The organism is Sphingomonas pokkalii (genome assembly GCF_003096275.1).
Taxonomy (GTDB): Bacteria; Pseudomonadota; Alphaproteobacteria; order Sphingomonadales; family Sphingomonadaceae; genus Sphingomonas; species Sphingomonas pokkalii.
The window spans coordinates 1,112,240-1,137,863 of record NZ_QENQ01000001.1 but is presented as its reverse complement, the minus strand read 5'-3'; the positions used below and the strand labels follow the sequence as shown (position 1 = coordinate 1,137,863).

Annotated in this window: 26 protein-coding genes; 11 read left to right on the top strand and 15 right to left on the bottom strand. The window is 67.4% G+C overall.

Annotation, left to right across the window (positions count from 1 at the left end; genetic code table 11):
- Positions 1-72: 72 nt before the first annotated feature.
- From DD559_RS05215 to DD559_RS05195, 5 genes are read right to left on the bottom strand one after another with little or no spacing between them, the layout of a single operon-like run.
- The gene (locus DD559_RS05215; RefSeq protein ID WP_116468244.1) at positions 73-1,125 is read right to left on the bottom strand and encodes a HoxN/HupN/NixA family nickel/cobalt transporter; all 1,053 of its coding nucleotides are present in this window, start codon (positions 1,123-1,125) and stop codon (positions 73-75) included.
- The gene (locus DD559_RS05210; protein WP_165830981.1) at positions 1,122-1,823 is read right to left on the bottom strand and encodes an aquaporin; all 702 of its coding nucleotides are present in this window, start codon (positions 1,821-1,823) and stop codon (positions 1,122-1,124) included. Before DD559_RS05210 ends, DD559_RS05215 begins: the two co-directional genes overlap by 4 nt.
- 1 nt (position 1,824) lies before the next feature.
- The gene (locus DD559_RS05205; protein ID WP_206364450.1) at positions 1,825-2,160 is read right to left on the bottom strand and encodes an SH3-like domain-containing protein; all 336 of its coding nucleotides are present in this window, start codon (positions 2,158-2,160) and stop codon (positions 1,825-1,827) included.
- Positions 2,160-2,813, bottom strand: coding sequence for a nitrile hydratase subunit alpha (gene nthA / locus DD559_RS05200; protein WP_116468241.1), 654 nt, complete (start codon positions 2,811-2,813; stop codon positions 2,160-2,162). The genes DD559_RS05205 and nthA overlap by 1 nt, the downstream gene beginning before the upstream one ends.
- A complete protein-coding gene (locus tag DD559_RS05195; RefSeq protein WP_116468240.1) occupies positions 2,813-3,142 on the bottom strand; it encodes an SH3-like domain-containing protein in 330 nt (109 codons plus the stop codon). Before DD559_RS05195 ends, nthA begins: the two co-directional genes overlap by 1 nt.
- Positions 3,143-3,634: 492 nt before the next feature.
- On the opposite strand from DD559_RS05195, the gene DD559_RS05185 reads away from it, so the two are divergent.
- The gene (locus DD559_RS05185; RefSeq protein WP_206364449.1) at positions 3,635-4,570 is read left to right on the top strand and encodes an MBL fold metallo-hydrolase; all 936 of its coding nucleotides are present in this window, start codon (positions 3,635-3,637) and stop codon (positions 4,568-4,570) included.
- 11 nt (positions 4,571-4,581) lie between these two features.
- Here DD559_RS05185 and DD559_RS05180 read toward each other — a convergent pair whose 3' ends face one another.
- Positions 4,582-7,662 (bottom strand): sensor histidine kinase, encoded by a 3,081-nt coding sequence (locus DD559_RS05180; protein ID WP_165830980.1) that lies wholly within the window; start codon positions 7,660-7,662, stop codon positions 4,582-4,584.
- A complete protein-coding gene (locus DD559_RS05175; protein ID WP_116468237.1) occupies positions 7,640-8,389 on the bottom strand; it encodes an ATP-binding protein in 750 nt (249 codons plus the stop codon). The genes DD559_RS05180 and DD559_RS05175 overlap by 23 nt, the downstream gene beginning before the upstream one ends.
- 173 nt (positions 8,390-8,562) lie before the next feature.
- On the opposite strand from DD559_RS05175, the gene DD559_RS05170 reads away from it, so the two are divergent.
- Complete coding sequence (locus DD559_RS05170; RefSeq protein ID WP_240610131.1) at positions 8,563-9,195, top strand: response regulator; 633 nt, start codon at positions 8,563-8,565, stop codon at positions 9,193-9,195.
- On the opposite strand, the gene DD559_RS05165 is transcribed toward DD559_RS05170, so the two are convergent.
- Genes DD559_RS05165 through DD559_RS05155 form a run of 3 tightly spaced genes read right to left on the bottom strand, consistent with a single transcriptional unit; the run spans position 9,182 to position 12,032 of the window.
- Entirely contained in the window at positions 9,182-10,363 is a 1,182-nt protein-coding gene (locus tag DD559_RS05165) for a M48 family metalloprotease (RefSeq protein ID WP_165830979.1), read from the bottom strand. The two genes, DD559_RS05170 and DD559_RS05165, sit on opposite strands and share 14 nt — an antisense overlap.
- 58 nt (positions 10,364-10,421) lie before the next feature.
- Positions 10,422-11,186: an SDR family oxidoreductase gene (locus DD559_RS05160; protein ID WP_116468234.1), complete on the bottom strand. Its 765-nt coding sequence runs from the start codon at positions 11,184-11,186 to the stop codon at positions 10,422-10,424.
- A 42-nt stretch (positions 11,187-11,228) separates the two neighbouring features.
- Positions 11,229-12,032, bottom strand: a complete 804-nt coding sequence (locus DD559_RS05155) for an SDR family NAD(P)-dependent oxidoreductase (protein ID WP_116468233.1) — start codon at positions 12,030-12,032, stop codon at positions 11,229-11,231.
- Between the two features lie 98 nt (positions 12,033-12,130).
- Here DD559_RS05155 and DD559_RS05150 point away from each other — a divergent pair, with 98 nt between their 5' ends.
- Complete coding sequence (locus DD559_RS05150; RefSeq protein ID WP_240610130.1) at positions 12,131-13,084, top strand: GlxA family transcriptional regulator; 954 nt, start codon at positions 12,131-12,133, stop codon at positions 13,082-13,084.
- Positions 13,085-13,193: 109 nt separating this feature from the next.
- Here DD559_RS05150 and gstA read toward each other — a convergent pair whose 3' ends face one another.
- On the bottom strand, positions 13,194-13,817 hold the full coding sequence (gene gstA / locus DD559_RS05145) for a glutathione transferase GstA (RefSeq protein WP_116468232.1): 624 nt from the start codon (positions 13,815-13,817) through the stop codon (positions 13,194-13,196).
- On the bottom strand, positions 13,814-14,224 hold the full coding sequence (locus DD559_RS05140; RefSeq protein ID WP_133243778.1) for a hypothetical protein: 411 nt from the start codon (positions 14,222-14,224) through the stop codon (positions 13,814-13,816). The genes gstA and DD559_RS05140 overlap by 4 nt, the downstream gene beginning before the upstream one ends.
- 170 nt (positions 14,225-14,394) lie before the next feature.
- On the opposite strand from DD559_RS05140, the gene DD559_RS05135 reads away from it, so the two are divergent.
- From DD559_RS05135 to DD559_RS05120, 4 genes are all read left to right on the top strand, one after another.
- The gene (locus tag DD559_RS05135; RefSeq protein WP_116468230.1) at positions 14,395-14,856 is read left to right on the top strand and encodes a (2Fe-2S)-binding protein; all 462 of its coding nucleotides are present in this window, start codon (positions 14,395-14,397) and stop codon (positions 14,854-14,856) included.
- Positions 14,853-16,997 carry a xanthine dehydrogenase family protein molybdopterin-binding subunit gene (locus DD559_RS05130; protein ID WP_116468229.1) on the top strand — a complete coding sequence of 715 codons (2,145 nt, stop codon included), beginning with the start codon at positions 14,853-14,855 and terminating at the stop codon, positions 16,995-16,997. The genes DD559_RS05135 and DD559_RS05130 overlap by 4 nt, the downstream gene beginning before the upstream one ends.
- A gap of 1 nt (position 16,998) precedes the next feature.
- Positions 16,999-18,333, top strand: coding sequence for a c-type cytochrome (locus DD559_RS05125; protein ID WP_116468228.1), 1,335 nt, complete (start codon positions 16,999-17,001; stop codon positions 18,331-18,333).
- A gap of 117 nt (positions 18,334-18,450) precedes the next feature.
- A complete protein-coding gene (locus tag DD559_RS05120) occupies positions 18,451-19,095 on the top strand; it encodes a response regulator transcription factor (protein WP_116468227.1) in 645 nt (214 codons plus the stop codon).
- 11 nt (positions 19,096-19,106) lie between these two features.
- Here the strand turns inward: DD559_RS05120 and DD559_RS05115 are convergent, their stop codons facing one another.
- Positions 19,107-21,053, bottom strand: a complete 1,947-nt coding sequence (locus DD559_RS05115; protein WP_116468226.1) for an ATP-binding protein — start codon at positions 21,051-21,053, stop codon at positions 19,107-19,109.
- A gap of 190 nt (positions 21,054-21,243) precedes the next feature.
- On the opposite strand from DD559_RS05115, the gene DD559_RS05110 reads away from it, so the two are divergent.
- Complete coding sequence (locus tag DD559_RS05110) at positions 21,244-21,588, top strand: carboxymuconolactone decarboxylase family protein (protein WP_240610129.1); 345 nt, start codon at positions 21,244-21,246, stop codon at positions 21,586-21,588.
- Positions 21,589-21,634: 46 nt separating this feature from the next.
- Here the strand turns inward: DD559_RS05110 and DD559_RS05105 are convergent, their stop codons facing one another.
- Complete coding sequence (locus DD559_RS05105; RefSeq protein ID WP_116468225.1) at positions 21,635-22,507, bottom strand: aldo/keto reductase; 873 nt, start codon at positions 22,505-22,507, stop codon at positions 21,635-21,637.
- Between the two features lie 3 nt (positions 22,508-22,510).
- Positions 22,511-23,938: an aldehyde dehydrogenase family protein gene (locus DD559_RS05100; RefSeq protein WP_116468224.1), complete on the bottom strand. Its 1,428-nt coding sequence runs from the start codon at positions 23,936-23,938 to the stop codon at positions 22,511-22,513.
- Between the two features lie 197 nt (positions 23,939-24,135).
- Here DD559_RS05100 and DD559_RS05095 point away from each other — a divergent pair, with 197 nt between their 5' ends.
- From DD559_RS05095 to DD559_RS05090, 3 genes are all read left to right on the top strand, one after another.
- Positions 24,136-24,507, top strand: a complete 372-nt coding sequence (locus DD559_RS05095) for a response regulator transcription factor (protein ID WP_206364448.1) — start codon at positions 24,136-24,138, stop codon at positions 24,505-24,507.
- Between the two features lie 193 nt (positions 24,508-24,700).
- On the top strand, positions 24,701-24,847 hold the full coding sequence (locus DD559_RS19735; protein ID WP_165830978.1) for a hypothetical protein: 147 nt from the start codon (positions 24,701-24,703) through the stop codon (positions 24,845-24,847).
- A 55-nt stretch (positions 24,848-24,902) separates the two neighbouring features.
- Positions 24,903-25,622, top strand: coding sequence for a hypothetical protein (locus DD559_RS05090; RefSeq protein WP_116468223.1), 720 nt, complete (start codon positions 24,903-24,905; stop codon positions 25,620-25,622).
- Positions 25,623-25,624 lie beyond the last annotated feature (2 nt).

Here is a 25,624-nt window from a genome sequence, read left to right as displayed (position 1 = left end):
CCTACTCCCGAGTCGATCCCTACAAGCCAAACATAATGCGGTTTGCATCCATACACAATGCGTTTTGCTTGGTTATTGCATGGCGGCCGCCGCTGTCTTGCGGCCGGCCGCGCGGAAGATCAGGAAGGACAGCGCCCAGGCCGCTGCGAACACGCCGATGATGGCGAAGCCTAGGCCGTTGAAATTCTCGTTGAGCGCGAGCGCCCATGCGGCAAGCGGCCCCTCCGCCCCGAGCCTGCGGACGGCCAATGCGCTGATCTCCACGCCGCCGATGAACAGCGCGACGGCGATCGACATCATCGTGATGGTGAGGTTGTAGTAGAGCTTGCGCAGCGGCTCGACAAAGGCCCAGCGATAGGCGCCGACCATCATCACCCCGTCGGTCGTGTCGAGCAGCGACATGCCCGCCGCGAACAGTACCGGGAACACCAGGGTCGCGCCGGGCGAGACGCCGTGGCCGGCCTGGGTGGCGGAAAGACCAAACAGCGTCACCTCGGTCGCGGTGTCGAAGCTCAGTCCGAACAGGAATCCGAGGGGGGCCATGTGCCACGGCCGGCCGATGCAGCGGAAGAGCGGGCGGAACAGTCTGGACAGGGGGCCGCGCCCGGCGAACATCAGGTCCAGCGCGCCGTCGTCGATCGGCTCCCCTGCGCGCACGCGCTTGAGCGTCCGCAGGATGGTGCCGAGGATCAGGAAGTTCATCGCCGCGACCACCAGCAGGAACAGCGCGGAGATGCAGGTGCTGAGCGTGCCGCCGGCCTGGCGAAAGGCTTCGAAGCCCTGGAGGTTGTTTGCCGCGACGACAACTGCGGCGGTGACCAGGATGACGACGGTGGAATGGCCGATCGCGAACCAGAAACCCACCGCCACCGGCGGCCGCTTCTCCTGCAGTAGCTTTCGGGTCACGTTGTCTATCGCCGCAACATGATCCGCATCCACCGCATGGCGCAGGCCGAGGCCGTACACCACCAGCGCGACGCCGAGCAACGCCGGCTGCCCATGGAAGGCGAGAAGCGCCCAGGCCCAGCCGCCGAAGTTGAGAACGGCAAGCACGCCATAGACCAGCGCCAGGCTGCGCCGATAGCGGCGGTCCTGCGGCAGATGGCGGAGCAGCCGGGCGATCATGCGGCGCTCCCCGCACGAAAGAATGTGTGGATCAACCCGAAGGCAACCAGCGCACCAAGGGCCTCGCCAAGCAGATAGGGCACGGCCGAGCCCGTAGCGAGGTGCAAGGGTCCGTTGGTGACAAGCGCGCCGAACACGACGGCGGGATTGGCATAGGCGGCGGTAGGGGTCGCGATGATGTCCGACACCAGCCACGCGCCGACCGCAAAGGGGCCGGTATCGGTCCGTCCGCTGCGCATGCAACCGAACACCACCAGCATCAGCCCCGCGCTGGCGACCAGTTCGCCACCCACGCCGTGCCAGCCGAGCCCGCCCGTCGATCCGTTCGGGCCGCCCCAAAGTGCGGCCGCTGCCGCGCCGCCCAGCGTGCCACCCACCAATTGGGCCGCGACATAGGCGATCGTACACACACCCGAGCGCTCGCGGCCCAGCCATTGCAACAGCGTGATCAGCGGATTGTAATGTCCGCCCGATACGCTGCCCAGCGCGACGATCAGCCCGACCAGCGCCGCCGCAATCGCCACCGCCGTCACCGGCAGGATCATCCCCGGCTGCGCGGCGAACACCCGTGCGGCCGCGATGCCGCTGCCGGTCGCGGCCAGCACCAGCGCGAAGGTGCCGAGCCCCTCCACGCCGGCCCGGCGCCACAGCGCCAGCCGCGGATCGGCTTCGTGGAAGCAAGTGGGCTGGGCTGCCATGTCAGCCCGCCTGCTGCTCCGCGAAGCGGGCATCCACCTCGGCCATCTTTTCCGCGAGTTCGGTGGGGGTAAAGAAGCCCTTGGTGAAGCTGATGTTCGCGAAGGCGACGATCCAGCGCTCATAATAAGGCAGCTTGCCGATCAGCGTCTCGCCCAGCGCTTCCACGCCTTTGCGCTTCTCCTCGGTGTTGATCAGCTTCTTGAAGTCGAGCACGTCGGCCAGCGCGTGGCAGCGCTTTTCCCACGGCTCCAGCGCATGCTCGACGCGCATCACCGAGCCGGCCTCGAACCCGCCAATGTCATTGGGAAGGCGGCTGACGAAATCCTGGGTGGGCATCACGCGGCCTCCTTCTCGAGTGTTACGGGGATCACGCCGATCATGGCGTCGCGGGTGACGATCGAGGCAAGCTGCGCCTCCGACCAGCCTTCGGTTCCCTCTGGGCGACGGGGCAGGACGAGGTAGCGGATGACCGCGGTTGAATCGCTAACCCGGATCTCGACATCGTCGGGGATGATCGTGCCGAATTCGGCGAGCACCTTGCGCGGTTCGCTCACCGCGCGGGCGCGATAGGGCTTCAGCTTGTACCAGTCGGGCGGCAGGCCCAGCACGGGGCGCGGATAGCAGGAGCATAGCGTGCACACGATCAGGTTGTGCACCTCGGCCGTGTTCTCGAGCACGATCAGCTGGGTATCGTCGTAAAAGCTGATGCCCAGTTCCTCGCAGGCGGTGCGGCCGTTTTCGAGCAGCCGCGCCTTGAAGGCGGGGTCGGTCCAGGCGCGCGCCACCGCCGCTGCGCCGAGCGCGGGCGTGCGACTGTCCAGCACCTCGATCTGGTGGCGGATGTCGTTGGCGGTGAGATAGCCCTTCTCGATCAGGATTTCGCGAACCGCGGTCTCCATCACCTCGTAATAGCCGGGCGCGGCCTCGGCGGTGATCGGCGTGTGGTCATCGTGATCGTGGTCGTGATCATGCGCGTGGTCCTGTGCCATCAGGCTTGCTCCAGCCAGGTTTCGAAGATTTCGATGTGCAGTTCGTCGCGCGGGGAACCGTCATAGCGGGTCCAGACCTCGGTCATGCGGAACGACACGCGATAATAGTGCAGCCTGTTGCCGGCGTTGCGGCCATAGCCTTCTTCTTCATTGTCGATCATGGCGGGTTCGATCACCCGCTCGACGGTACCGACATGGCGGCGAAGATAGATCGGCACGCGATAATGTCCGATCGGCGCGCGCTCCAGCACGCGGACCCGCTGTCCTTCGGAAAAGGCGGGCAGTTCCTTCAGCGCCGGCACGACCGACGCCAGGGGTGATGCATTCATCCGATCGGCTCCCAAGTCTTCTGGCGGAAGGCTCTCAAATCAGGACGATGGCAGCCATTCTACAGGGTGAGGGCGCACCCCATACGGCGGTACGCCTCGCCGGGCTCACTCGGCAGCGAACGCCTGCAGCATCTCGTCCAGCGAGTAGCCGATGCCCGGCGCGATGTTAGCGGGCGAAAAGCCGCCTGCTCCACTTCCGGGTGATGATTTCCGGGGTCGCGGTTGCGCTCGACTTCGCCGACCTCGATCCACGATTACGCGCCCGGACAGTCCGGCACCTCCGGCTTTGCATGCCGCAGCGATGGCAGCACTTCGCAGGTACCTTGCGATACACCGGTATAAAGGCGCTCGCCTGTCCCCCGACATATTCTGCCGACGCTCGCTGCCACCACCATCCTGACGAGCTTCGCCCCACCGCCATGGGCGCGCGGCAAGGCGCAGATACGTGTGCCGGCGGTGGCTTTGCGATCACCTTCCAACAGGGGAATGAGAATGAAAGACGCAGGATTGTATCGGCTCGCGGTTTCGGCCGCAGCCCTTCTCGCCGGCCTCGGCGCGCCGACCCTGGCCGCCGCGCAGCAGACGCCGTACGAAAAGATCAACGCCGCCGCCGCGTCGTCCGAGATCACCACCACCCCGCTGCGCGGCGGCGTAGTGCTGCTGCAGGGCTCGGGCGGCAACATGGTCGCGATGCCGGGTCCGGACGGCCTGCTGATGGTCGACGACGGCATTGCGCTGTCCAAGACGAAGATCGAAGCCAAGCTGCACGAAATCCAGCCGGCCGGCATCAAATATGCGGTGAACACGCACTGGCACTGGGATCATACCGACGGCAATGCCTGGGTCCATGATGACGGCGCGACAATCATCGCCCAGGCGAACACCGCGAAGCATCTCGGCGAGACGATCCGCGTCGTCGAATGGGGCCATACCTTCACGCCGCTGCCCGCGGGCGCCCGGGCGGCCATGCTGGTCGAGACGGAAAAGATGCTGCCCTATGGCGCCGATGTCCTCCGCCTGCGCGCCTATATGCCGTCGCACACCGATGGCGATCTCTCGGCCTATTTCACCAAGGCGGATGTGCTGCTCACCGGCGACACCTATTGGAACGGCCTCTACCCGTTCATCGATTATGTCGCGGGCGGCAGCATCGACGGGATGATCGCTGCGGCCAATGCCAATATCGCGATGGCCGGCCCGAATACGATCGTCGTTCCCGGCCATGGCCCGCTCGGTGACCGCGCCAGCCTGATCGAATATCGCGACATGCTCGTCGCGATCCGCACCAACGTCGCCGCACTCAAGAAGCAGGGCAGGACGCTCGAACAAACCATCGCTGCGCACCCGACAGCCGCGTTCGACGCGAAATGGGGGCAGATGATCATCAGCCCGGCCCTTTTCACTACGCTCGTCTATCGCGGCGTCTGACGGTCGAAGGGCTATTGCGCGTCCGGCGCGATAGCCCTCCACGCCCGCCGCCAGAAGGAGCGCCGGCGATAGGCACGTCCGCCCGGCACGACGACGCGAACCACCGTGCCGCCCGCCGCCGCTCGCTCGACCGTCAGCGTGCCGCCGATGCGCGCCGCACGCTCGCGCATGCCTATCAGCCCGAAATGATCCTCGTCGGGCGTCTCGATCCGCGCTGCGGCAATGCCGATACCGTCGTCGATGATCTCCAGCACCAGCCGTGCGCCCTGTTCAAGGCGCAGCGTGATGCGTCGCGCGCGTGCATGGGCAATGACGTTGCGGATCGCCTCTTCGCCGATGCGGACCAGTTCGTCCGCCACCGCCGGCACGATGGGGCGAGACCGCCCGACTCGCTCCGTGTCGAGACGGAGACCTATACCGCTCAGCATGGGCGCGGCGAAGCCGGACAGGCTTGCGAGAGGATCGCCCTGGCTGCCGGTGCGCAGGTCCAGCACGCGGTGGCGGGCCTCCACCACTACTTGCTCGGCCTGCACCAGCGTCTTTTCCAGCGCCGCACGCTGGGCGGTGTCGACGGGAAGCTGGTCCGCCACGGTCTGGAAACGCAGCATCAGCCCCTGGACGCTCTGCAACAGCGTGTCGTGCAGGTCGCGGGCGATGCGGGTACGCTCCAGCGTGCGGATGTGGAACTGGCGGCGCATCGCGCGCGTCACCTGCCGCATGCGCAGCGTGTAGAGCAGCACCACCACGCAGAGGCAGGCGATCCCGCACAGCCAGAAAAAGGCATTCGACTGGACGAAAGTGGGTGGCACTTCGATGGCCAGCGTCGCACTTTGGCCCCAGCCGCCGTCACGCCCCGCCGCCTGCACCTCGAACCGATAGCTGCCGGGGCGCAGGTTGCCGAACATTGCCTCCCGCGCGTTCCCCGCCTCGATCCACTCGCCGGGGGCGCCGTTCAGCCGATAGCGGAAACGGAGCTGGTCCGGCGCGGAGAGCAATGCGCCGGTGTAGCGGATGCGCAGCTGCCGGGTGCCGGCAGGCAGCGTCAGCTGCTTCGGATCGCGCGCGGCGCCGGTCCCCCAATTGGCCGCCAGGATCGCCGCGCGCACCGGGGCCGGCGACACTGCCAGATGGGCAGGATCGACCCAGGCGACCGCGCTGAGCGTGTTGAACCATAGCCGGCCGTCGCCGCCGGTCACTGCGCCGGGGCCGGATCCGCTGAAGCCCAGGTCCGGCAGCCCCTGGGCAAACGACAGCATCATGGGACGAAGCACCTGCCCCGCCCCGCGGAAGGCCCGGTCCAGGCTGGCCGCGTCGATCCGGGCGATTCCCATCCGCCCGATCATCCACATGCTGCCGTCGCGCGCCTGCGTGATGCCGGTGATGCGCGCCGCCCAGGGCGCACGCGACTGGGGCAGCAATTCCACCGTGCCCCCGGTCACCCGATAAATGCCACTGCGCCCGGTGAAATAGGTGGCGGCGCCGACGCGCGCCGCGCCGTCCGGGTCGAGCCCGTCGTCGAGCGCGACGAGCGTAGCGACAGGGCGGCCATCTTCACCGAGCCGTTCGAGCCGACCGTCCTGCGTACCGGCCAGCACCTGTCCGTCCGCCGCCGTCAGCACGATCAGGGGGTAGCGCGCACCGGGCGCCGGGCGATCCAGCACGCGCCAGCCGCTGCCGTCGCGGCGGAACAGCCCGGCACGCCCGCCATTCGCCCAGAGCCTGCCCTTGCTGTCCACGGCGCAGTTGCTCACGCCCAGCGTCGGCCGATAGGGCCATGGCTCGGTCGAGGCGCGCTCTCCGCGAAACCGCAACAGCCTGTCCTGCACGAAGACGAGCGCGCTGCCGTCGCGATCCTCACAGCTGCCGGCGCTGCCGGGGTCGCCCCGCCAGACCATCCTGGGCCGCATTCCCGGCGCGACACGATACACGCCGTCCTGCGCGGCGAGGAACACCGCCCCGTCGCGCATGCGCAGCAACTGGTAGCCATAGGGGGGCGGCGCCCCGATTTCCGGCTCGGCCACCACGGCGGTGCGCGAGATCCGGTTGAGCCCCAGCGACGACCCCACCCACAAATTGCCCTCGGCATCTTCCAGCAACGCGCCGAGCTTGCTGGAGGTGAGGCCGTCCTGCCGGGTCAGCGTCTCCACCGCCGCCGCGCGCGGTGCGATCCGGAACAGCACCTCCCCGTTGATGCCCCACAGATTGCCCAGGCGGTCCACGCGGAGCGCGATGTTGCGTACAGCGGCGGGTGTCCGACGAGGCGCATCCTGCGAAACCGGCGCACCCTTTCGGAATACCGGGCGCGCGCCATCGTCATCGGCCAGCCAGACCGTCCCCGCCCTGTCGCTGGTGACGCCGGCATGGCCGTGTACCGCCATTACGCGCTCGAACCGCCGCTGCCCCGGCGGCAGGCGATACAGCGCGTCCAGGGTCGTTACCCACAGGCTGCCCTCGTCCGCTGCATGGATGCTTATCAGCCATTGCGCGGGCAGGCCCCAATTCTCGCCAACCGACTGCCAGCGGCCGTCCGCATAGCGCAGCAGCGGCATGTTGGGCTGCGCCAGCGCCGCCCAGACGGCGCCGTCGGCGGTCTGCTCCAGATACATGGTCCGCTTGCGCACCGGCGGCGGCGGCAGCGGGCGCAGCGCACCGTCGCGGTAGATCGTGAAGCGACCGCTCTGATACCCCGTCCAGATGGTGCCGTCGCGGGCGGCAAGCATCGCCGTCGGCATGTCGGCGACCGCCAGACTGGCGCCAGGGCCGATCCGGTCGAACTGGGTGCCGTCGAACCGATAGACGCCGGTGGATGCGGCGATCCACAACAGCCCGTCCGCCGACTGCGCCAGCCCGATGATGCCGGGCGGCGCTCCGTCCTGCGTGCGCCAGGTGGTCAGCCGATATTGCGCCAGCGAGCGCTCCGGGACGGGCTGCGCCGCCGCCGGCGCGAACGCGATCGCCAGCAAGACTGCCGAAAGGACGGCCAGCACCCGTCTGACCCGCGCCTGCCCCACGCCCGATCTCCACCCCGTCTCCGGTCGCTGATACCGCCTGGCCCGCCGCAGCGCCAGTTCAGCTCGCGGGACGATCGCCATGCGGCAGTTGCAACAGCACCCGCATGCCGCCACCCGCTCCCCGCTCGGCGGACAATTGGCCGCCATTGGCGGTTGCGAAGGCACGGGCAACACTCAGGCCAATACCGGCATGCCCCGGCTTGGTCGTCTGAAACATCGCAAAAGCGAGTTCCGGGTCGTCGCACCCGGGGCCGTCGTCCTCAATCGACACGATCAGGAATTCCCGCTCGACGCCGGTGGCGATGGCGATGCGGAATTGCCCCGCACGCTTGCCGCCGCTCGCCTCGGCGGCATTGCGGATCACTTCCCACAACAGCCGTTCGACCTGCGACAGATTGGCCGAAATGCCCGGCAGCGATGGTGCAAGGTCGAGCACGAACTGAAGCCGCCCGCCCAGCGCCGATGCGGCAATGCGCATCGCAACGTCGCGGATCAGCAGGTTCAAGTCGATCCGCGCCCATTCGTTGGTCTTGTTCAGGACGCCCAGAGCTTGCAGCACGACCGCGTTGACCTGGCGGCTGGCAGCACGCAGCCGCCGCGCACTTTGGCACACGCGATCACGATGCACGCTGAGATCAGCCTCGCCGAGCCGGCACATCGCCTCGGTATCCGCCGCGATCGCGGCGAGCGGCTGCGACAGGGCCTGCGCCAGGGCGATCGCAAAGCCGAACATCGTCACCGCATCGGACGCCTGCACCGGGCGCGGCGCGATCCCCGGTCCCATCGTGGCGTTGTTGGACTCTTGCATGGCTGATCTCCCCGGCGCCGCACGCGGGTGCCAAGGCTGCTTATGCGCCGCTCTAGCAAGGCAGCACAGGACCCAAAGAGCGGCTTGTGACTACCTAGATTTAGGTAGTCACCTGTCTTAAGAGCAGGCTTTCCGCTGTTTCGGCAGGAAGGGGGCGCACGCTGCATACTGGTTTGGACGGGGGCCCGGCGCCAATCCGCGTCGTCCTGGCGGACGATCACGCACTATTGCGGGACGGCGTCGCTGGCCTCATCGCCAACATGCCCGCCGTCACCGTGGTCGGCGAAGCGGAGAACGGCGCGCAGGCGATCGAGATGTATCGCCATCTCGTGCCCGACATCCTGCTGCTCGACCTGCAGATGCCGGTAATGGGCGGGCTTGAGGTGATCGAAACGCTCCTGCGCGATTTTCCCGACGCACGCATCATCGTGCTCACCACCTATCATGGCGACGTCCAGGCAATGCGTGCCATGCGCGCCGGCGCGCGCGGCTACCTGCTCAAGAGCGGCCTGCGGCGCGAACTGGGCGAGGCAATCCGGCAGGTCCATGCCGGCCGCCGGGTAATCCAGCCCGAGATTGCCGCAGCCATGGCGGTAGGCGCGATCAACGACGCGCTGAGCCCGCGCGAATGCCAGGTGCTCAAGCTGGCGGCGAGCGGCAATGCCAATCGCCAGATCGCCCATCTCCTCGGCGTTACCGAGGAGACGGTGAAGACCCATATGCGCAGTATTCTCTCCAAGCTCGACGCGAAGGACCGCACCCACGCCGTCACCATCGCGCTGCGGCGGGGGATCATCGAGCTGTAGCTGGCGCCGCCGCAGGGTGCTCGGCTTTCCAGGCCACGGCGTTCTCAATCCGGTGGCGGATGCTGGGATGCTCATAGAACAGGATTTCCTCGATCCGGCCCGGCGACGGCGCGCGGTAATCGACCGTCTTGAGCAGCGCGCGGGCGGCGCCGTCGGGTTCGCGGGCATGGTCCAGCCCATAGCGGTCGGCGTCGAGTTCCACGCTGCGCAGGGCGGTGTTGATGAGTGGGGTCGTGACGAACACGAACGTAGCAAAGATCACCGCCAGGACGGGCAGGGCTGCGGGATCGGCAATGCGAGTGTCCCCCGCCCCCAGCAGCCGCGCGACGTTCGTAAACAGCCGGTCGATCGCCAGCAGCGCGACGGCGACCAGCACGGTCATGAACAGGGTCAGCCACAGCAGGTGCTGGTGCTTGTAATGGCCGATCTCGTGGGCGACGACGGCACGGAGCGCGGCGGTATCGACCGGGGTCGCCACCAACCCCTCCCCCAGCACGATGCGGGCGAAGCTGCCGAGTCCGTCGACGCGGGCGGTGTAGCTGGGGCCGTCGCGGCCATGCGCGATCACGATCTGGTCGGCCGCGGTGCCGGTCTCGTGCGCGATCGCCACCACCGTCTCGCGCACCGGGCCTTGCGGCAATGGCGTGAACTTCTGGAACACCGGGCCAAGCAGCAAGGGTTGCAGCACGATCGCACCGAACAGCGCCACCGCCGAGATGCCGGTCCCCCAGAGCCACCAGTGCCGGCCTGTCCTGCGGATCAGCAGATATAGCAGCACCAGGAAGACGCCGCCCGAGATGGCAGAGAAAATCGCGCTGATCAGCGATTGGGCGAACCAGGCGCCGCCGGCGATGCTGGTGATGCCGTAGCTGCGCTCGCGCCACCAATCGGCATAGGCGTCCCAGGGCAGCAGCAACAGCCAGTGGAGCAGGAAAAAGGTAACCGCCACCGCGAACACCGCGCGGTTCTTGCGATCCTTCTCGCCTGCCACCTTCGCGGCAATGCGGCGCATCAGGCCGGTGCGCAGGATCAGGATCGGCACGAGGACGGAGAAAAGCCACCCCCACAGCACCAGCCAGTGCCCGCCCTGGGTGTAGGCGGTGGCCAGCGCCGCGCGGGCAGCAGGAATGGTCGCGAGATACCGATCGGTTGCGCTTACGGGGTCCATGGAACGATTGCCTTGGGGAAAGAGAAAGGCGGCGGGGCGTCCCCCGCCGCCGGAAAGATCAGGCGCCGACCGGGATCGGGTTCTCGACCAGCGACTGGTTGAAGGCGTCGAAGAACGCGTGTTCGCCCGAGCCCGGATTGTCGCGCAGCATCTGGATTGCATCCACGAACACCTCCGGCGCGTCCCCGTCCAGCTTCGACATCGTCTCGGCAATGAAGGCGTCGAGCGGCATCGCGCGCGGATCGCCGCTCTTGTGGATCAGGTCGGTATCGACCCAGGGCGGCGCGATTTCCTGCACCTGCACGTGCGTGTCCCGCAGCTGGAAGCGCTGCGACAGAGTGTAGGAGTGCAGCGCCGCCTTCAGCGCCGAATAGACGCCGTTGGTCGCGATCGGCACATAGGCGAGCACCGAGGTGTTGTTGAGGATCGCGGCATAGGGCTTGGTCTTCAGATGCTCGATCAGCGCCGAGGTCATGCGGATGGGACCAAGGAAATTGGTCGTGTAGATCCGGTCGACCAGTTCGTCGGCGATCGGCGCGCCGGGATCGTCGAACGGCATGATGCCGGCATTGTTGATCAGCACGTTGACGTCCGGGTGCTCGGCCAGCAGCTGCTTCGCGGCCGCCTGGATGCTCGCCGGATCGGTGATGTCGAGCGCGATGCCCGCCATGCCCGGATTGGCGGCGACGATCTCGTCGATCAGCGCCTGGCGACGGCCCGAGACGATCACCTTGTTGCCCAGCTTGTGGAACGCCTCGGCCAGCGCGCGGCCGATGCCGGAGGTGGAGCCGGTGATGAAGATGGTATTGCCCTGCATCTGCATGGGATGGGTCCTTCTACTTGGATGTGAAGCTGAAAATTCGGGTCAGGCGAGCGCGGCGGCGCGATAGCGCGGGGCCGGCTGGGCATGGGCGAGGTCGGCGGCAATGGCGCGACGCTCGGCGTCATGCGCTTCCCAGCGGCCGTCCTGCTGAAGCGGCGGAATGGTGACGAGTTCGCCCAGGTCGAAGCCGGCAAGGGCGGCATCGACCATGTCGGTCGCGGCCATCACCTTGGGGCTCTCGGCATAGGCGCCGAAGCCGGCGATGCCCCAGAACTCGGTCGCCGTGCCGCCGGGCAGCACCGCCTGGACGCGCACGCCCTTGTCGGCCAGTTCGTGATGCAGGCTCTGCGAGAAGGCGAGGACATAGGCCTTGCTGCCGCCATAGACGCCGTTGAGGATTTCCGGGCCGATCGCGACGATCGAGGAGATGTTGATCACCGCCCCCGCACCGCGTGCCACGAAGCCGGGCACCGCTGCATAGGTAAGCCGGGTCAGCGCGGTGACGTTAAGGTCGATCATCGCTTCCATCTTGTCGATGTCGCTGCCGAGCAGCGGCGTGACCGAGCCGAAGCCGGCATTGTTCACCAGCAGGGTGATGCTGGCATTGTCGCGCAGGATCGCCTCGACACGGCGCAGGTCCTGCGGGGCACCCAGATCGGCGGCGACGACATTGACCGAGCAACCGGTTTCGTCGGTAATCTTGCGGGCGACCTCCTGCAGCCGCTCCTGGTTGCGGGCGACGAGGATCAGGTCATAGCCGCGCCGTGCCAGCCGGTCCGCGTAGATCGCGCCGATGCCGCTCGATGCGCCCGTGATGACGGCGGTGCCCTTGGAATTCGCGTTCATGTTCAGTCTCCCTTGAAAGGCCGCACTGGCCATGGCGCGGTTCTAGGCTTGTCGTTCTCCGTCCGAAATGTCATAAGCACGGCGATTTCGGACATTGGATGACGCTCATGCGCAAGATCGGTTTTCTGATGCACCCGGGCTTCTCGCCGATGGGCTTCGCGGTCGCGACGGCGTTCGAGATCGCGAACCTGCAGGCGGGCGCGCCGGTCTACGCGGTCCACATGCTGTCCGAGCGCGGCGGCCCGGTGCGGACCTCGGTCGGCTTCCCGGTAATGACTGAGGCGCCCGACGCCGAGGATTATGACCTGCTGCTGATCGGCGGCGGCATGGAAGAATCGAGCGCCGAGACGATCGCCTTCGTCCGCCGCGTCGCCGAGCGGGCGCGCCGCGTGGCGGCGACCTGCACCGGCGCGTTCCTGCTCGCGCAAGCCGGTCTGCTCGACGGCCGGCGCGCGACGACCCACTGGGCCCGTGCCCGCGAGCTGCAGGAACGCTTCCCCGCCATCAAGGTGGAGGAAGACCGCATCTTCATCGCCGACGGCCATGTCTGGACCTCGGCCGGGATGACGGCGGGCATCGATCTGGCGCTCGCCCTGATCGAGGAGGATATCGGGATCGAGGCGGCGCGCGGCGTCGCCCGCAAGCTGGTGATGTACCACCGCCGCACCGGCGGCCAGTCGCAATTCTCCGCGCTGCTGGAGCTGGAGCCCAAGTCCGATCGCATCCAGACCGCGCTCGCCTATGCCAAGCGCAACCTCGCCCAGCGGCTGAGCGTCGAGGATCTGGCGGAAGTCGCGCATCTCAGCCCGCGCCAATTCAGCCGGGCGTTCCAGGCCGAGACCGGCCAGTCGCCCGCCAAGGCGGTCGAGCATCTGCGGCTGGAGGCGGCGCGCGCGATGATGGAGGATTCCAACCACTCGATCGACGTGGTCGCGCAGCAAACAGGCTTCGGCGATCGCGACCGGATGCGCCGTGCCTTCCTGCGCGCCTTCGGCCAGCCGCCGCAGGTGATCCGGCGCGCGGCGCGGCCGAACATGTCGATCGCCGCCTGAACGCCGGCGGCCGGGCATGGTGGGATGCTGCATGGGGTGAAGCTTAGCGACACCCCGCCCCGACTGCCGATCATACCCGGGTATCGCCGGCTACAGACGTGTGCGGCGGTCAGGGCTGCGGAATGACCACCAGCCCGTTCCCCTCCGCCGCCAGCGCCGCCTGCACGGTCGGGCGCCGGCTCACCTCGGCGAGGAAGCGTTCGATCTGTGGCAGCTTGGCAACCTCGAACTGGAAATAATAGGCCCAGCCGGCAATCACGAAGAGATAGGCATCGGCGGCAGTGAAGGTGTCGCCGGTGAGGTAGCGTCGCCCATCCAGCGCCGCATCAGCGATGGCCAGCCGCTTGAACAGACGCTCCCGCGCAAAGGCCATCGCCTCCGGAGGGAGCGTCCAGCGCAGCGGGATATAGCCCTTGTGCAGTTCGGCAGCGACGAAGCTCTGCCACTCCATCACGCGGTACCGCGCCATGCTGCCGGCTTCGGGCATCAGGTCGTGCCGGCCGGCGCGGTCGCAGACATATTGGGCAATTACCATGTTCTCGGTGAGGCTGGTACCGTCGTCCAGTTCGAGCAGCGGTACCATGCCGCGTGGCGCCACGCCGCGATAATCGCTGCCGTCGGACCGGGTCTTGGCGCTGACGTTCACCACCTCCAGATCGAACGGCAGGCCGGCTTCGCGCAGCAGGATGTGGACCGACAGCGAGCTCGCGCCGGGATGGGTATATAGCTTCACCGGAGCACCTCATGGCCATGCGGTCGCGCTTGTTCGAGGCTTGCGAGCAGCAACAGCAGCTGACCGTTGGAAAAGCCGGCGCGACGGAACAGTGCGACATCCTCGTCCGCCAGCCGCGCGCCGCAAAGCTCGGCGCTGGCGGCGGCACGGCTCAGCACCTCCAGCCGGTCTACCGCCATCCGCCGCACGCGCGGGCCGCCAAACACGCCGCGGAGCCGGGCACCCAGCCGGATCAAGCCGCCCCGTGCATCGATCCCCTCCTGCTGCCCAATGGCGATGGCCAACCATTCGAGCGGCGTGAACCCACTGCGCTCTCCGCTCGCCGTCATGCCATCGGCGGCAAGTTCCCTTGCATGGGGACCGGGACGATCGTGGCAATCGAAGCGAAGCTGCGGGCCTTGCATCATCTGCGCCTCCTGATGGTGCGGTTGGTGGTTGGAGGCCGCAAGGATCGTCGCCTTTGCCGTCCGCCGAAATCGTACGGTCGGCCAACGCATCCATACGCCCGTATGGCTCCGCGCGCAGGGCCAGTCAGGATAGTCTAATGGCCGTTCCGAACTGATAATCCGAGGCGCGCATGCTGGAGCTATCGATCAACGGCGAGGTCCATCGCGCCGACGTGACAGCGGACGTACCGCTGCTGTGGGTGTTGCGCGACGTGCTGGGCATGACCGGCACCAAGTTCGGCTGCGGCATCGCCCAGTGCGGCGCCTGCACCGTGCATCTCGATGGCCGGCCGGTGCGTTCGTGCCAGTTGCCCGTCGGCCTGATCGGCGACCGCAAAATCACCACGGTGGAGGGGATCGGCGCCACGCGCGCCGGGGCCGCGGTGCAGAAGGCATGGCTCGATCTGGACGTGATCCAGTGCGGCTACTGCCAGTCCGGCCAGATCATGTCTGCAGCGGCGCTGATCGCCAGCACCCCCGCCCCCAGCGATGCCGATATCGACGCGGCGATGGCGGGCAACATCTGCCGCTGCGGCACCTATGTTCGCATCCGCGAGGGCATCAAGAAGGCCGCGGCGGAGCACCACGCATGAATGCCGCGACGCCTACCCGCCGGCAGCTGCTGCGCGGCATGGCGGCGGGCGGCTTCATCCTCGCGGTAGGCATTGCGGGCAACCGGATCGCCGTCGCAGGCGACACCAGCACCGGTGCGGTCTTCGCGCCCGACGCCTTCATCCGCATCGGCACCGACGGCGCGACAACGCTGATCATGCCCCAGGTCGAAATGGGCCAGGGCATCTACACCACGCTCGCCATGCTGATCGCGGAGGAACTGGACGTCGACCTCGCCACGGTGACGCTGGCGGAGGCGCCGCCCAGCGATGCGCTGTACGGCAACCCGATCTTCAAGATTCAGGTTACCGGAGGCTCTACTTCGGTCCGCGGCTATTTCCTGCCGATGCGCAGGGCCGGCGCAGCCGCGCGCACGATGCTGGTGCAGTCGGCGGCAGCGCGCTGGAATGTTGATCCGGCAAGCTGCTCCACCGAACTCGGCACGATCCGCCACGCCGCCAGCGGCCGCACGATCGGCTATGGCGCTGTCGCCGGTGCCGCCGCCCGGCTGAAGCCACCCGCTGAGGTGCAGCTCAAGGATACGAGGCATTTCCGGCTGATCGGCAAACCGCATCACCGGCTCGACACCGCACACAAGGTGGATGGCAGCCTGCAATATGGCATCGATGTGATGCCCGAAGGCGTCAAGTTCGCCACGCTCTGCGCCAGCCCCGTGCTGGGCGGAAAGGTGGCGCATGTCGACGACTCCCAGGCAAGAGCGCTTCCCGGCGTCCGGCAGATCGTCGTGCTCGACAATATCGTCGCGGTCGTCGGCGACCATATGTGGGCGGCCAAGCAAGGCCTTGATGCGCTCGCCATCACCTGGGACGACGGCGCCAACGCCGCAGTCTCCACCGAAACGCTCTGGCAAGGTCTGCAGGCTGCCGCCACGCAACAGGGAGTGGCGGTGACGAAGGGCGCGGCGGTCGAGGCGAACGGCGCCGACGTGGTTTCCGCCCGGTACGAAATTCCCATGCTGGCCCACGCGCCGATGGAGCCGATGAACTGCACCGTCCACGTAAAGCCCGGCGCGTGCGAATTGTGGGTCGGCACGCAGGTAAGCACCAAGGCGCAGCGCATCGCCGCGCAGGTGCTGGGCATCCCGCCCGAGGCAGTGACGCTCAACAATCATCTGATCGGCGGCGGTTTCGGCCGACGGCTTGAAGTCGACATGGTCGAGAGGGCGGTGCGCGTCGCGCAACATGTCGACGGTCCGGTCAAGATCGTCTGGACCCGAGAGGAAGACATCCAGAAGGCGATGTACCGATCGGTCTATGGCAGCTGGATGGGCGCCGAGCTGCAAGACGGCAAACCCGTCGCCTGGTCGCACAAGGTCGTCGGCCCCGCGGAAGTCGCGCGCTTCCTGCCACCCGCCTTCAAGAACGGAATCGACAGCGACGCCGTCGACGGCGCGGTCGAGACACCGTACCTGCTTCCCAACCCCGCCATCACCTATGTCCGGCACGAGCCGGTGGGCATCCAGACCTGTTTCTGGCGCGGCGTCGGGCCGAACAACAACGTGTTCTCGACCGAGTGCTTCGTCGACCTGTTGGCGAAAAAGGCCGGCAAGGATCCGCTCGACTATCGCCGCAGCCTCACCGATCCCAAGGGCCGCGCGCACCACGTGCTCGATCTCGCTGCGGAGAAGGCCGGCTGGAGCATGCCGCTGCCGGCTCGCGCCGGCCGGGGCATCTGTCTGCAGTTTGCGTTCGGCAGCTATCTGGCGACGATCGCGGAGGTCGCCGTCGATGATGACGGCACGGTGCGGGTGCAACGCCTCGTTACTGCGGTCGATTGCGGCATCATCGTCAATCCGGACGGCGTGGTCGCGCAGATCCAGGGCGGGCATGTGTTCGGCCTGTCGGCGGTGCTGCACCAGCAGATCACCCTGGAAAAGGGCCGCGTGCAGCAGAGCAATTTCCACGACTATCGCGTGCTGCGCATCGACGAGATGCCGCAGATCGACGTAATCCTCGTACCCAGCGCCGAGGCACCCGGCGGCATCGGCGAGCCCGGCACGGTAAGCGTCCAGCCTGCGGTGGCCAACGCCGTCTATGCGGCAACCGGCGTGCAGCTCACCCGCATGCCGATCGACCCCGCTCTCCTCGCCCGAAAGGCCTGACATGGCGCCCCGCACCCGCACCGTCGCCCTGCTGGTGCGCGCTGCCGTGGCCCTTGGCGGCGGCGCCGTCGCCAGCCGCATGCTGTTCCTCCCCGGCCCGCTCGATTTCGCGGGCGGTACCAAGGTCGCGCTGGCCGACTATGAGGGCCCCTCGCCCGTCGGCGTGCCGGCCGAACTGGCCAATGCCAGCCTGGTCGAGAAGGGCCGCTACCTGACCGACGCGGCCGATTGCCGCGCCTGCCACACCACCAAGGGCGGCACGCCGTTCGCCGGCGGACGGCCGTTCAAGCTGCCCTTCGGCACGCTCTACACGCCGAACATCACGCCGGACAAAGCCACCGGCATCGGCAACTGGACCGACGCGCAGTTCCTCCGCGCGGTGCACCAGGGCATTTCGGCGGACGGCACGCGGCTCTACCCGGCCTTTCCCTATGCCTCCTATTCGCTGATGCCCGACGCCGACGTGCTGGCGATCAAGGCCTATCTATTCTCGCTTCAGCCGGTTCGGCAGCGCAACCTGCCCAACAGCTTCACCTTCCCGTACAACCAGCGCTGGCTGATGGGATTCTGGGGGTACTTCTTCAACAAGGACAAAAGCTTCGAACCGATCGCCGAGCGTAGCGCGGCGTGGAACCGCGGCGCCTACCTCGTCGAGGGCCCGGCGCATTGCGGCGAATGCCACACCCCGCGCACGCTGGCGCAGGCGATGAACACGCGGGCGAAGTTCGCCGGCGGCGTGGCGGAAGGCTGGAATGCCTACAACATCACCGGCGACCGCACGACCGGCATCGGCGCGTGGAGCAAGCCCGAGATCGAGGCCTATCTCGCCACCGGCCACGCGAACGGCCGCAGCGTCGCCTCGGGCCCGATGCGCGAGGCGGTGGACCTCAGCTTCTCCAAGCTGACCAAAAGCGACATCGCCGCCATCGCCACCTATCTGCAGACGATTCCGCCGATCCACAGCGCGCGCCTGGGCGCGCCGGCCGCATTCGCCGCCGCGTCGCACGCACAGGGGCCGACCGACAACCCGATCGGCAAGCGCGTATTCGAGCAGGCGTGCGTCAGCTGCCATGCCTGGAGCGGCAAGGGCGCGCTGGTCGCCGATGCCCAGCTCACCGCCAAGAAGGCGGTGAGCGATCCCACCGCCGCCAACGTCGCGCTGATGGTGCTGCAGGGCACCGGCCCGCAGACCGCCGGCCGACCCTATATGCCCGGCTTCGCGCACAGCTACAGCGACACCGAGATCGCCGCCGTCGCCAATTACGTGACCGCGCGCTTCGGCACGATGCCGTCGAAGATCGCACCGAAGGAAGTGGGGAAGCTGCGGGCCGAATAGCCCGCACCCCATACCCCGGTAGGGGCGCCCGGGATTTTACGGAGTGCGGCGGATGCGATATGCTTCGTTTCGTTGCTGCAACGCGCCGATCCGGTTCGCTCGAGCAGGAGGATGGGAATGCTGGCCTTGCGAGAAGAACCCGCCCAGGCGCTTTCGCCCGAAAGCCAGGTTTTCATCGTCGACGATGACGCCATGATCCGAGAGGCGCTGGTTGATTTGTTCGGTTCGGTGGGGCTGACCGCCCAGGCATTTTCCTCCACCCGTGCATTTCTCGACGCGCCGCGCCGCGATGTGCCCAGCTGCCTCGTTCTCGACGTGCGGATGCCGGAGGAAAGCGGGCTGGATCTCCAGCGCCGGATGAACGACCGAGGCCTGCGCATACCGATCATCTTCATCACCGGCCATGCCGATGTGCCGATGTCGGTGCGCGCAATGAAGCTGGGCGCCGTCAATTTCCTGCCAAAGCCGTTTCGCGACCAGGAACTGCTCGATGCGGTCGGGGAAGCGCTCCGCCAGGATGCCGCGCAACGCGCTGCTGACGCAGGCACGGCGGAGCTGCGAAAGCTCGCCGAACGCCTCACCCCGCGCGAGCTGGACGTGCTCAAGGCGGTCGATCGCGGGCTGCTCAACAAGCAGATCGCCTATGAGCTCGGCATCGCCGAGATCACAGTGAAGATGCACCGCAGCAGCGCCTTCAGAAAGCTGAAGGCAACCACGGTGGCGGACATGATCCAGAAGGTACGCGCGCTCAATCTGCGCTGAACGCGGACTTCCTAGGTCACCGGCGGCAGGGTGAAGCGGAAACAGGCGCCGCCCTCAGGCCGGTTTCCAGCTTCCAACCACCCGCCCATCCCCTCAATGATCGAGCGGCAGATCTGCAGCCCCATGCCTATGCCGCCGGCCTTGGTGGTGAAGAAGGGCTGGAACAGCTTGTCGAGATGCGCCTCGGCGATGCCCGGTCCGCTATCCTCCACGCGCACCTCTATCCCCTGCCCCACAGGCTGGACAGACACCAGGATCTGCCGCGCGCCTTCGACGTCCCGCAACGCATCGGCGGCGTTGGTTACCAGATTGACGAGCACCTGCTGAAGGTTCACTCGGTCCGCTAGCACTTGCGGCGTGCCTTGCACACACGCAGTCTCGAGGGTTGCCCCAGCAGCACGCAGCGGGCGTTCCAGCAACTCGCGCAGTTCGCCGGCGAGCGCGCACACGTCCACCGGCTCGCAGGGGCGATCGCCGGCGACGATCGTATCGCGCGCCCTATCAATGATCGCGGCAATCCGCTGCGCCGCCTGGTTGATCCGCTCCAGCACCCGAACCGCCAGTGCCGGATTGGGGGGCTCACCCTGCAGCGTCCGCAGCCCCGTACGCGCGTCCATCAACAGGGAGGCGACCGGCTGATTGAGCTCATGCGCGATCGATGCCGAATAGGCTCCCAATGTCGCCGCCCGGTTGGCGCGAGCCAGTTCGGCCTGCGCGCCCCGCCGCAGCTCTTCGATACGCTCACGCTCGGTGAGGTCGACAAGGCTCGACAGATGCAGCCCATCTCCCAGCGTACTCACCGAGAAGTAGACCGGGATTCGCCGATCGTCCTTGCCGATCAGCACGGTGTGGCCGCTCAGCGCCTGTCGCCCGGCATAGATCATCTCCAGCTGCTGGAGCACAACTTCGGTGCCATCCTCGGCATTGGCGGCGGGTGGGTTCGCCGCCAACTCGGCAAGGTCGGCATAGCCCATCAATTGGGCGAGCGCGGTGTTGACGCGCGTCGTGCGGATCAGGCCGAGGCAGCGTTCCAGCAAGGCCGGATGCTGGCTAAAATGTGCACGCAAATCCTCGACGCCAGCACTGCGGAGCGCATCTAGGATCGGCTGAGTCGCGCTGAAGTCCATCTCGGCGAAGCTGATGCTGCTCAGCTCGAACAGGCCGGAATTGCGCACCTGCTCCTTGCTGAGCGCCGCCGTCCGCTCTGCAACAAGCTGCTCCAGCGTCGCGTTGAGGTCGCGAACCTGTTGCTGCATCACGATCTGGTCGTGGATGTCGGTGTTGCTGCCGTAATAGGCGACGATCCTCCCCTCGGCATCGCGGGCAGGTCGCGCTGCAATCAGCAGCCAGCGATATTCGCCATTGGCGTGGCGCAGCCGATAGGTAAAGCGGACGTCCTTGCCGGCGGCAAAGGTCTCCTGCGCATGGGCAAGGAAAGCCGCAGCATCCTCGGGGTGGAGGTCGGGCGTCCAGTCCTGCGTGGCGATCGCATCCGCGATCGAGCGGCCGGTGATCTCGCCATAAGCACGGTTGAAGAAGTCGATGCGCATTTCAGGCGTCGCACGCCACAGGATCTGGGGCACGGAGTCGGTGAAGCGCTCCAGCTCCTCGCGCGCCTTCTCCAATGCTTCCTGCGCGCCTGCCAGCCGCTTTTGGTTGACCAGCAGTGCTCCGGTGACGCCGATGGCCACACAGGCCAATGCCCCCCGCATCACATTGGCAGCGTCGGTCGCAGTTCCATGCACGATCCCCCAGGAAAGCAGTGCCAGCACGATGCAGCCAATCGTGGCGGCACGCACCTCGGCTTCGCTGCCGACCCAGGCTACCAGCAGCGGCACCAGCAGGTACAAAATCGCGATCGCCCCCGCGAAGTCGGCACCGCAATCGATGCAGAACAGCGCGCCCGCCAACAGGGTGGCAGCGGCAAGCAACGCCGGTCTGGTTCCCTTCGCGATCATCGGACCTTCGCTCCCCGTCGCTGGCAGCCTTCTTACGCGATGCGTGACCGAAGCAGCCCCATACGGAGGTAGGTAACCTGCACCGAACCTGCTGCGAAGGCCCTGTCATACCCGCGTCTAGGCCAATTCGAATGCCTGCGCCTGCTAGTCTTGCGGCACCCCACAAGCTGCGGGAAACGGGAGACATTCGATGCACATGTTGGACTGGAATAGCTATCGCGAGCAGGTGCTGGCCGGCGTCGGCGCACTCGGCAAGCTCACGCCGGATACCGTGCGCGGCTATGCGATGATCGGCAATGCCGGCACCAAGACCGATCATCTCGATGCCAAGACCCGCGAACTGATCGCGGTGGCGGTGGCGATCAGCCTGCGCTGCGACGGCTGCATCACCGTCCATACCGATGCCGCGCGGAAGGCAGGGGCGACGCAAGAAGAACTCGCCGAAGCGCTGGGCGTCGCGATTGGGCTCAATGCGGGCGCCGGGCTGGTGTATTCGACCCGCGCGATGGACGCCTTTGCCGCCGCCGGCGAATAGGCACTCGCCCCTATCCCCTCCCGCTAGCGGGAGGGGAATGCAGGTGTCAGGCCCGGCCTGCGGCGTCCAGCTCGGCAAAGGCCGCGTCGCTCAGGCGGATCGCGGCCGCGGCAACATTCTCCTCGAGATGATGCACCTGGCCCGTCCCCGGAATCGGCAGGATCACCGGGCTGCGCCGGAGAAGCCAGGCGAGCGCGATCTGCCCCGGCGTCGCCTGATGATCGCGCGCGATGCGATCAAGCACCGATCCCTTCTCGGTCAGCCGCCCTGCCGAGAGCGGGTACCAGGGGATGAAGCCTATCCCCTCCCGCTCGCAATAGGCGAGCACATCCTCGCTGCTGCGATCGCCCAGATTGTAGCGGTTCTGCACCGTCGCCACCGGGAACACCGCGCGCGCCGCCTCGATCTCCTCGACGGTCACCTGGCTGAGGCCGGCGTGACGGATCACGCCCTCGGCCAGAAGCCGCGCGATCGCATCGAACTGCTCGGCTGCTGGCACCTTGGGGTCGATGCGATGGAGCTGCCAGAGGTCGATGCGCTCGACCCCAAGCAGGTCGCGGCTGCGATGTGCCTGTGAGACCAGATACTCCGGATCGCCATGCGGCGCCCACTGGTCCGGCCCCGGACGCTTGAGCCCGGCCTTGGTCGCGACGAACAGCCCGTCATAGGGATGCAGACCCTCGCGGATCAGCGGCTCCGACACGTCGGGACCATAGGAATCCGCCGTGTCGATGAAGTTCACGCCCAGCTCGGGCAGGCGGCGGAGCGTCGCCAGCACCGCGTCGCGGTCGCGGGGCGGACCCCATACACCCGGCCCGGCGATCCGCATCGCGCCATAGCCAAGGCGGACGACCTCCATGTCGCCGCCGATCGCGAAGGTGCCGGCGGCGCGCGCATCCGGCGTATGAGTGTCGGTCATTGCTCAAAAGCTCCTTGCGACGTTGATGATGCGCAGCTGGGTGAAGTCTTCCATGCCCTCGTGCCCGTTCTGCAGGCCGAGGCCGGATTCCTTGGCGCCGCCGAACGGCACGTCATAGGGCAGCGACATGTGCCGGTTAACCCATACCGTGCCGCTCTGGATCCGCGAGGCGACGGCGATGCCGCGCGCCACGTCACCGGTCCAGATCGATCCGCCCAGGCCGAATTCGCTGTTGTTCGCCTCGGCGATCACCTCGTCCACGGTCTCGTAGCCGAGCACCGGCAGCACCGGGCCGAACTGCTCCTCGCGCACCAGCCTGGCGGTCAGTGGCAGGTCGCGCACGATCGTCGGCGCGATGAAATAGCCGCGGCCCAGCGCTTCGCCGCCGCTGATGATCGTGCCCCCCTCGTCGCGCGCGCTCTGGAGGTAGCCGAGCACCTTCTCGAACTGCATCTTGTTCTGCACGGGGCCGATGGTGGTGGCGGGATCGAGCCCGTCGCCCAGCACCGCCGCGCGCGCCAGCGCCGCCAGCCCCTCGCTCACCGCATCGAGCATCGCGGCGGGGGCGTAGATTCGCTTGGCGGCATAGCAGACCTGGCCGGCGTTGATCATCGCGGCGGCGAAGATCCGCGGCAGCACCACGTCCAGATCGGCATCGTCGAGGATGATCGCGGCGTCGTTGCCGCCCAGCTCCAGGGTGAAGCGCTTCATCGTGCCGGCGGCGCTGGTCAGCACCTTCTTGCCGGTGGGCGTCGAGCCGGTGAAGCTGACATGCGCAACGCCCGGATGGCTGGTGAGCAGCGGGCCGAGGTCGTTGGCATCGGTCAGCGTCTGGAACACGCCGGGGGGCAGGATGGTGCTGGCGATCTCGCCGAGCAGCAGCGTGGCGAGCGGGGTGGTCGGCGCGGGCTTGGAGATGACGGTGTTGCCGGTGATCAGCGCCGGGCCGAGCTTGAACGACAGCAGCGTCATCGGCCGGTTCCATGGCGTGATCGCCACCACCACGCCCTGCGCATAACGCTGGCCGACGATCAGCTCCGCCTCGGTGTCGCGGCGAACCTCGTCTTCCAGCCGCTGGTCGGCAAAATGGCGAATGGCGCCGGCGGCGATGCCCACCTCGCGTCGGCACTCGGCGATCGGGCCGCCCCGCTCGCGGGTCAGCACTGTGGCAAGGTCGTCGACCCGGGCATCCAGTGCGTCGGCCAGCGCATGCAGATAGGGGCGGCGGCCGTCATAGCCGAGCGCTTCCCAGCCCGGCTGGGCCGCCTTCGCGGCGGCGATCGCCCGCTCCGCCTGCGCGGCACTGGCGCGAGGTGCGTGGGCGAATACCGCCCCGGTGGTGGGATCGACCACGTCAAGCTGAGCGTCGCCAGCGACGAGCGCACCGTCGATCAGCAGGTGGCGGAGAGCAGCGGGATCGGGCAGGGGCATGGGCGTCAGGCCTCGCATATTCGGCTAGGGAGAAGCCCGATCTGGGACGGGGTGGCTCTCTTGCGGTAGCCATACGCCAGTATGCGCGCGCGGCGGCCAGGCGAGGTCCACGCCAGCGCATACTTGGGTATGGGTTGCCCGGGGCGCGGAAGGGCGGAGAGGTGGCACGGTGAGAGGTCGACAAGAAGGTATTCCGAGTGCGTGACATTCCGCTCGTCTCTATTGTCGACGACGATGCCAGCGTGCGGGATGCGCTTGCCGACCTGTTCGAAAGCAGCGGCCTGCGGACCTGCAGCTTCGCGTGCGCCCGCGACTTCCTGGAATCGGAGGTCGCCGCAAAGTCGCAGTGCATCGTCAGCGATATCCAAATGCCCGGTATGAGCGGCATCGAATTGTCGCGCACGCTGCGCGCCGGGGCGATCGATACTCCCATCATTCTCATCTCCGCCTATGCGACCGATGCGATCCGCCGCAGCGCCGAAGCGATCGGCGTCACCTGCATGCTGGCCAAGCCGTTCGATCCACTGGAACTCCTTGCCTGCGTCGAGGCAGCCCTCTCGGCGGCATAGCCCCCTACCTCCAGTGCCGTTTTGGATACGTCCGTATACTGTGTCGGCACGGGAGCGCCGGGTAGGGTGCAGACGTCGGGCGGCATTGCCCCTGCCCCCCCCCCCCGCCGTCCGACACCGGATCCAGATCCGCGCAGGGCCGGAGCAAAAACACTGCTCGGCGCTTGTTTCGAAAGGCTTCAGGAGGTCGAAGATGCGCATCAGCTATCCCCGCAATGCAGGCCGCCCCTGGGCGGTACGGATCCTGCTCAGCGGCCCGCAGCCCGGCGCTGCGCGCCGCGCCCAGGCGATGCCGTTCGAGCAGGTGCCTGCCCAGGGAGCCGCTCCTACCCGCGTATGATGGCGCCGCGGTTCCCTGCCCCTAAGCTTGGGCGAAACCGCAAGGAACGCCCATCATGCACAAGCTCGCCTCTCAGATCATCGACGCCCATGGCGGACTCGATCGCTGGAAGCGCCACGATACGCTGACCGCGCATCTGATCCAGGGCGGCGTGCTCTGGCCGCTCAAAGGCCAGGCCGGCGTGCTTGACGACACGAGTGTCACGGTTAGCCTGCGCGAGATCCACGCCTCCCACGCGCGCTTCGGTACCATCGCCGCGCGGTCCGACTATCGCCCGGACCGCGTCGCGCTGCTCGATGCGACAGGTGGCGAGATCGACGCGCTCAACCAGCCCCGCACTTCCTTCGCCGGCCACACGCTGGAGACACCCTGGACCGCCCCCCAGCTCGCCTATTTCGCCGGGTGTGCGATGTGGACCTATTTCAACATGCCGTTTCTGCTCGCCTGGGACGGCGTGGAGACCGAGGAACTGGACCCCTGGGAGGAAAACGGCGCCCGCTGGCGCCGCCTGCGCGTGACACTGCCTCCGACGATCGTGAGCCACAGCAGCGTACAGACGCTCTACATCACCGAGGAAGGACTGATCGTCCGCCAAGACTACGACGTGGAGATCGCCGGCAACACGCCGGGCGCACATTATCTGAGCGACTATGTCGAGGTCGACGGGATCCACCTGCCGACCCGCCGCCGCATCTATCCGCGCCAGCCCGACGGCCAGCGCGTACCCGAGCCGCTCGTCGTTTCGATCGACCTCGACTCCTACGTGTTCGGCTGAGC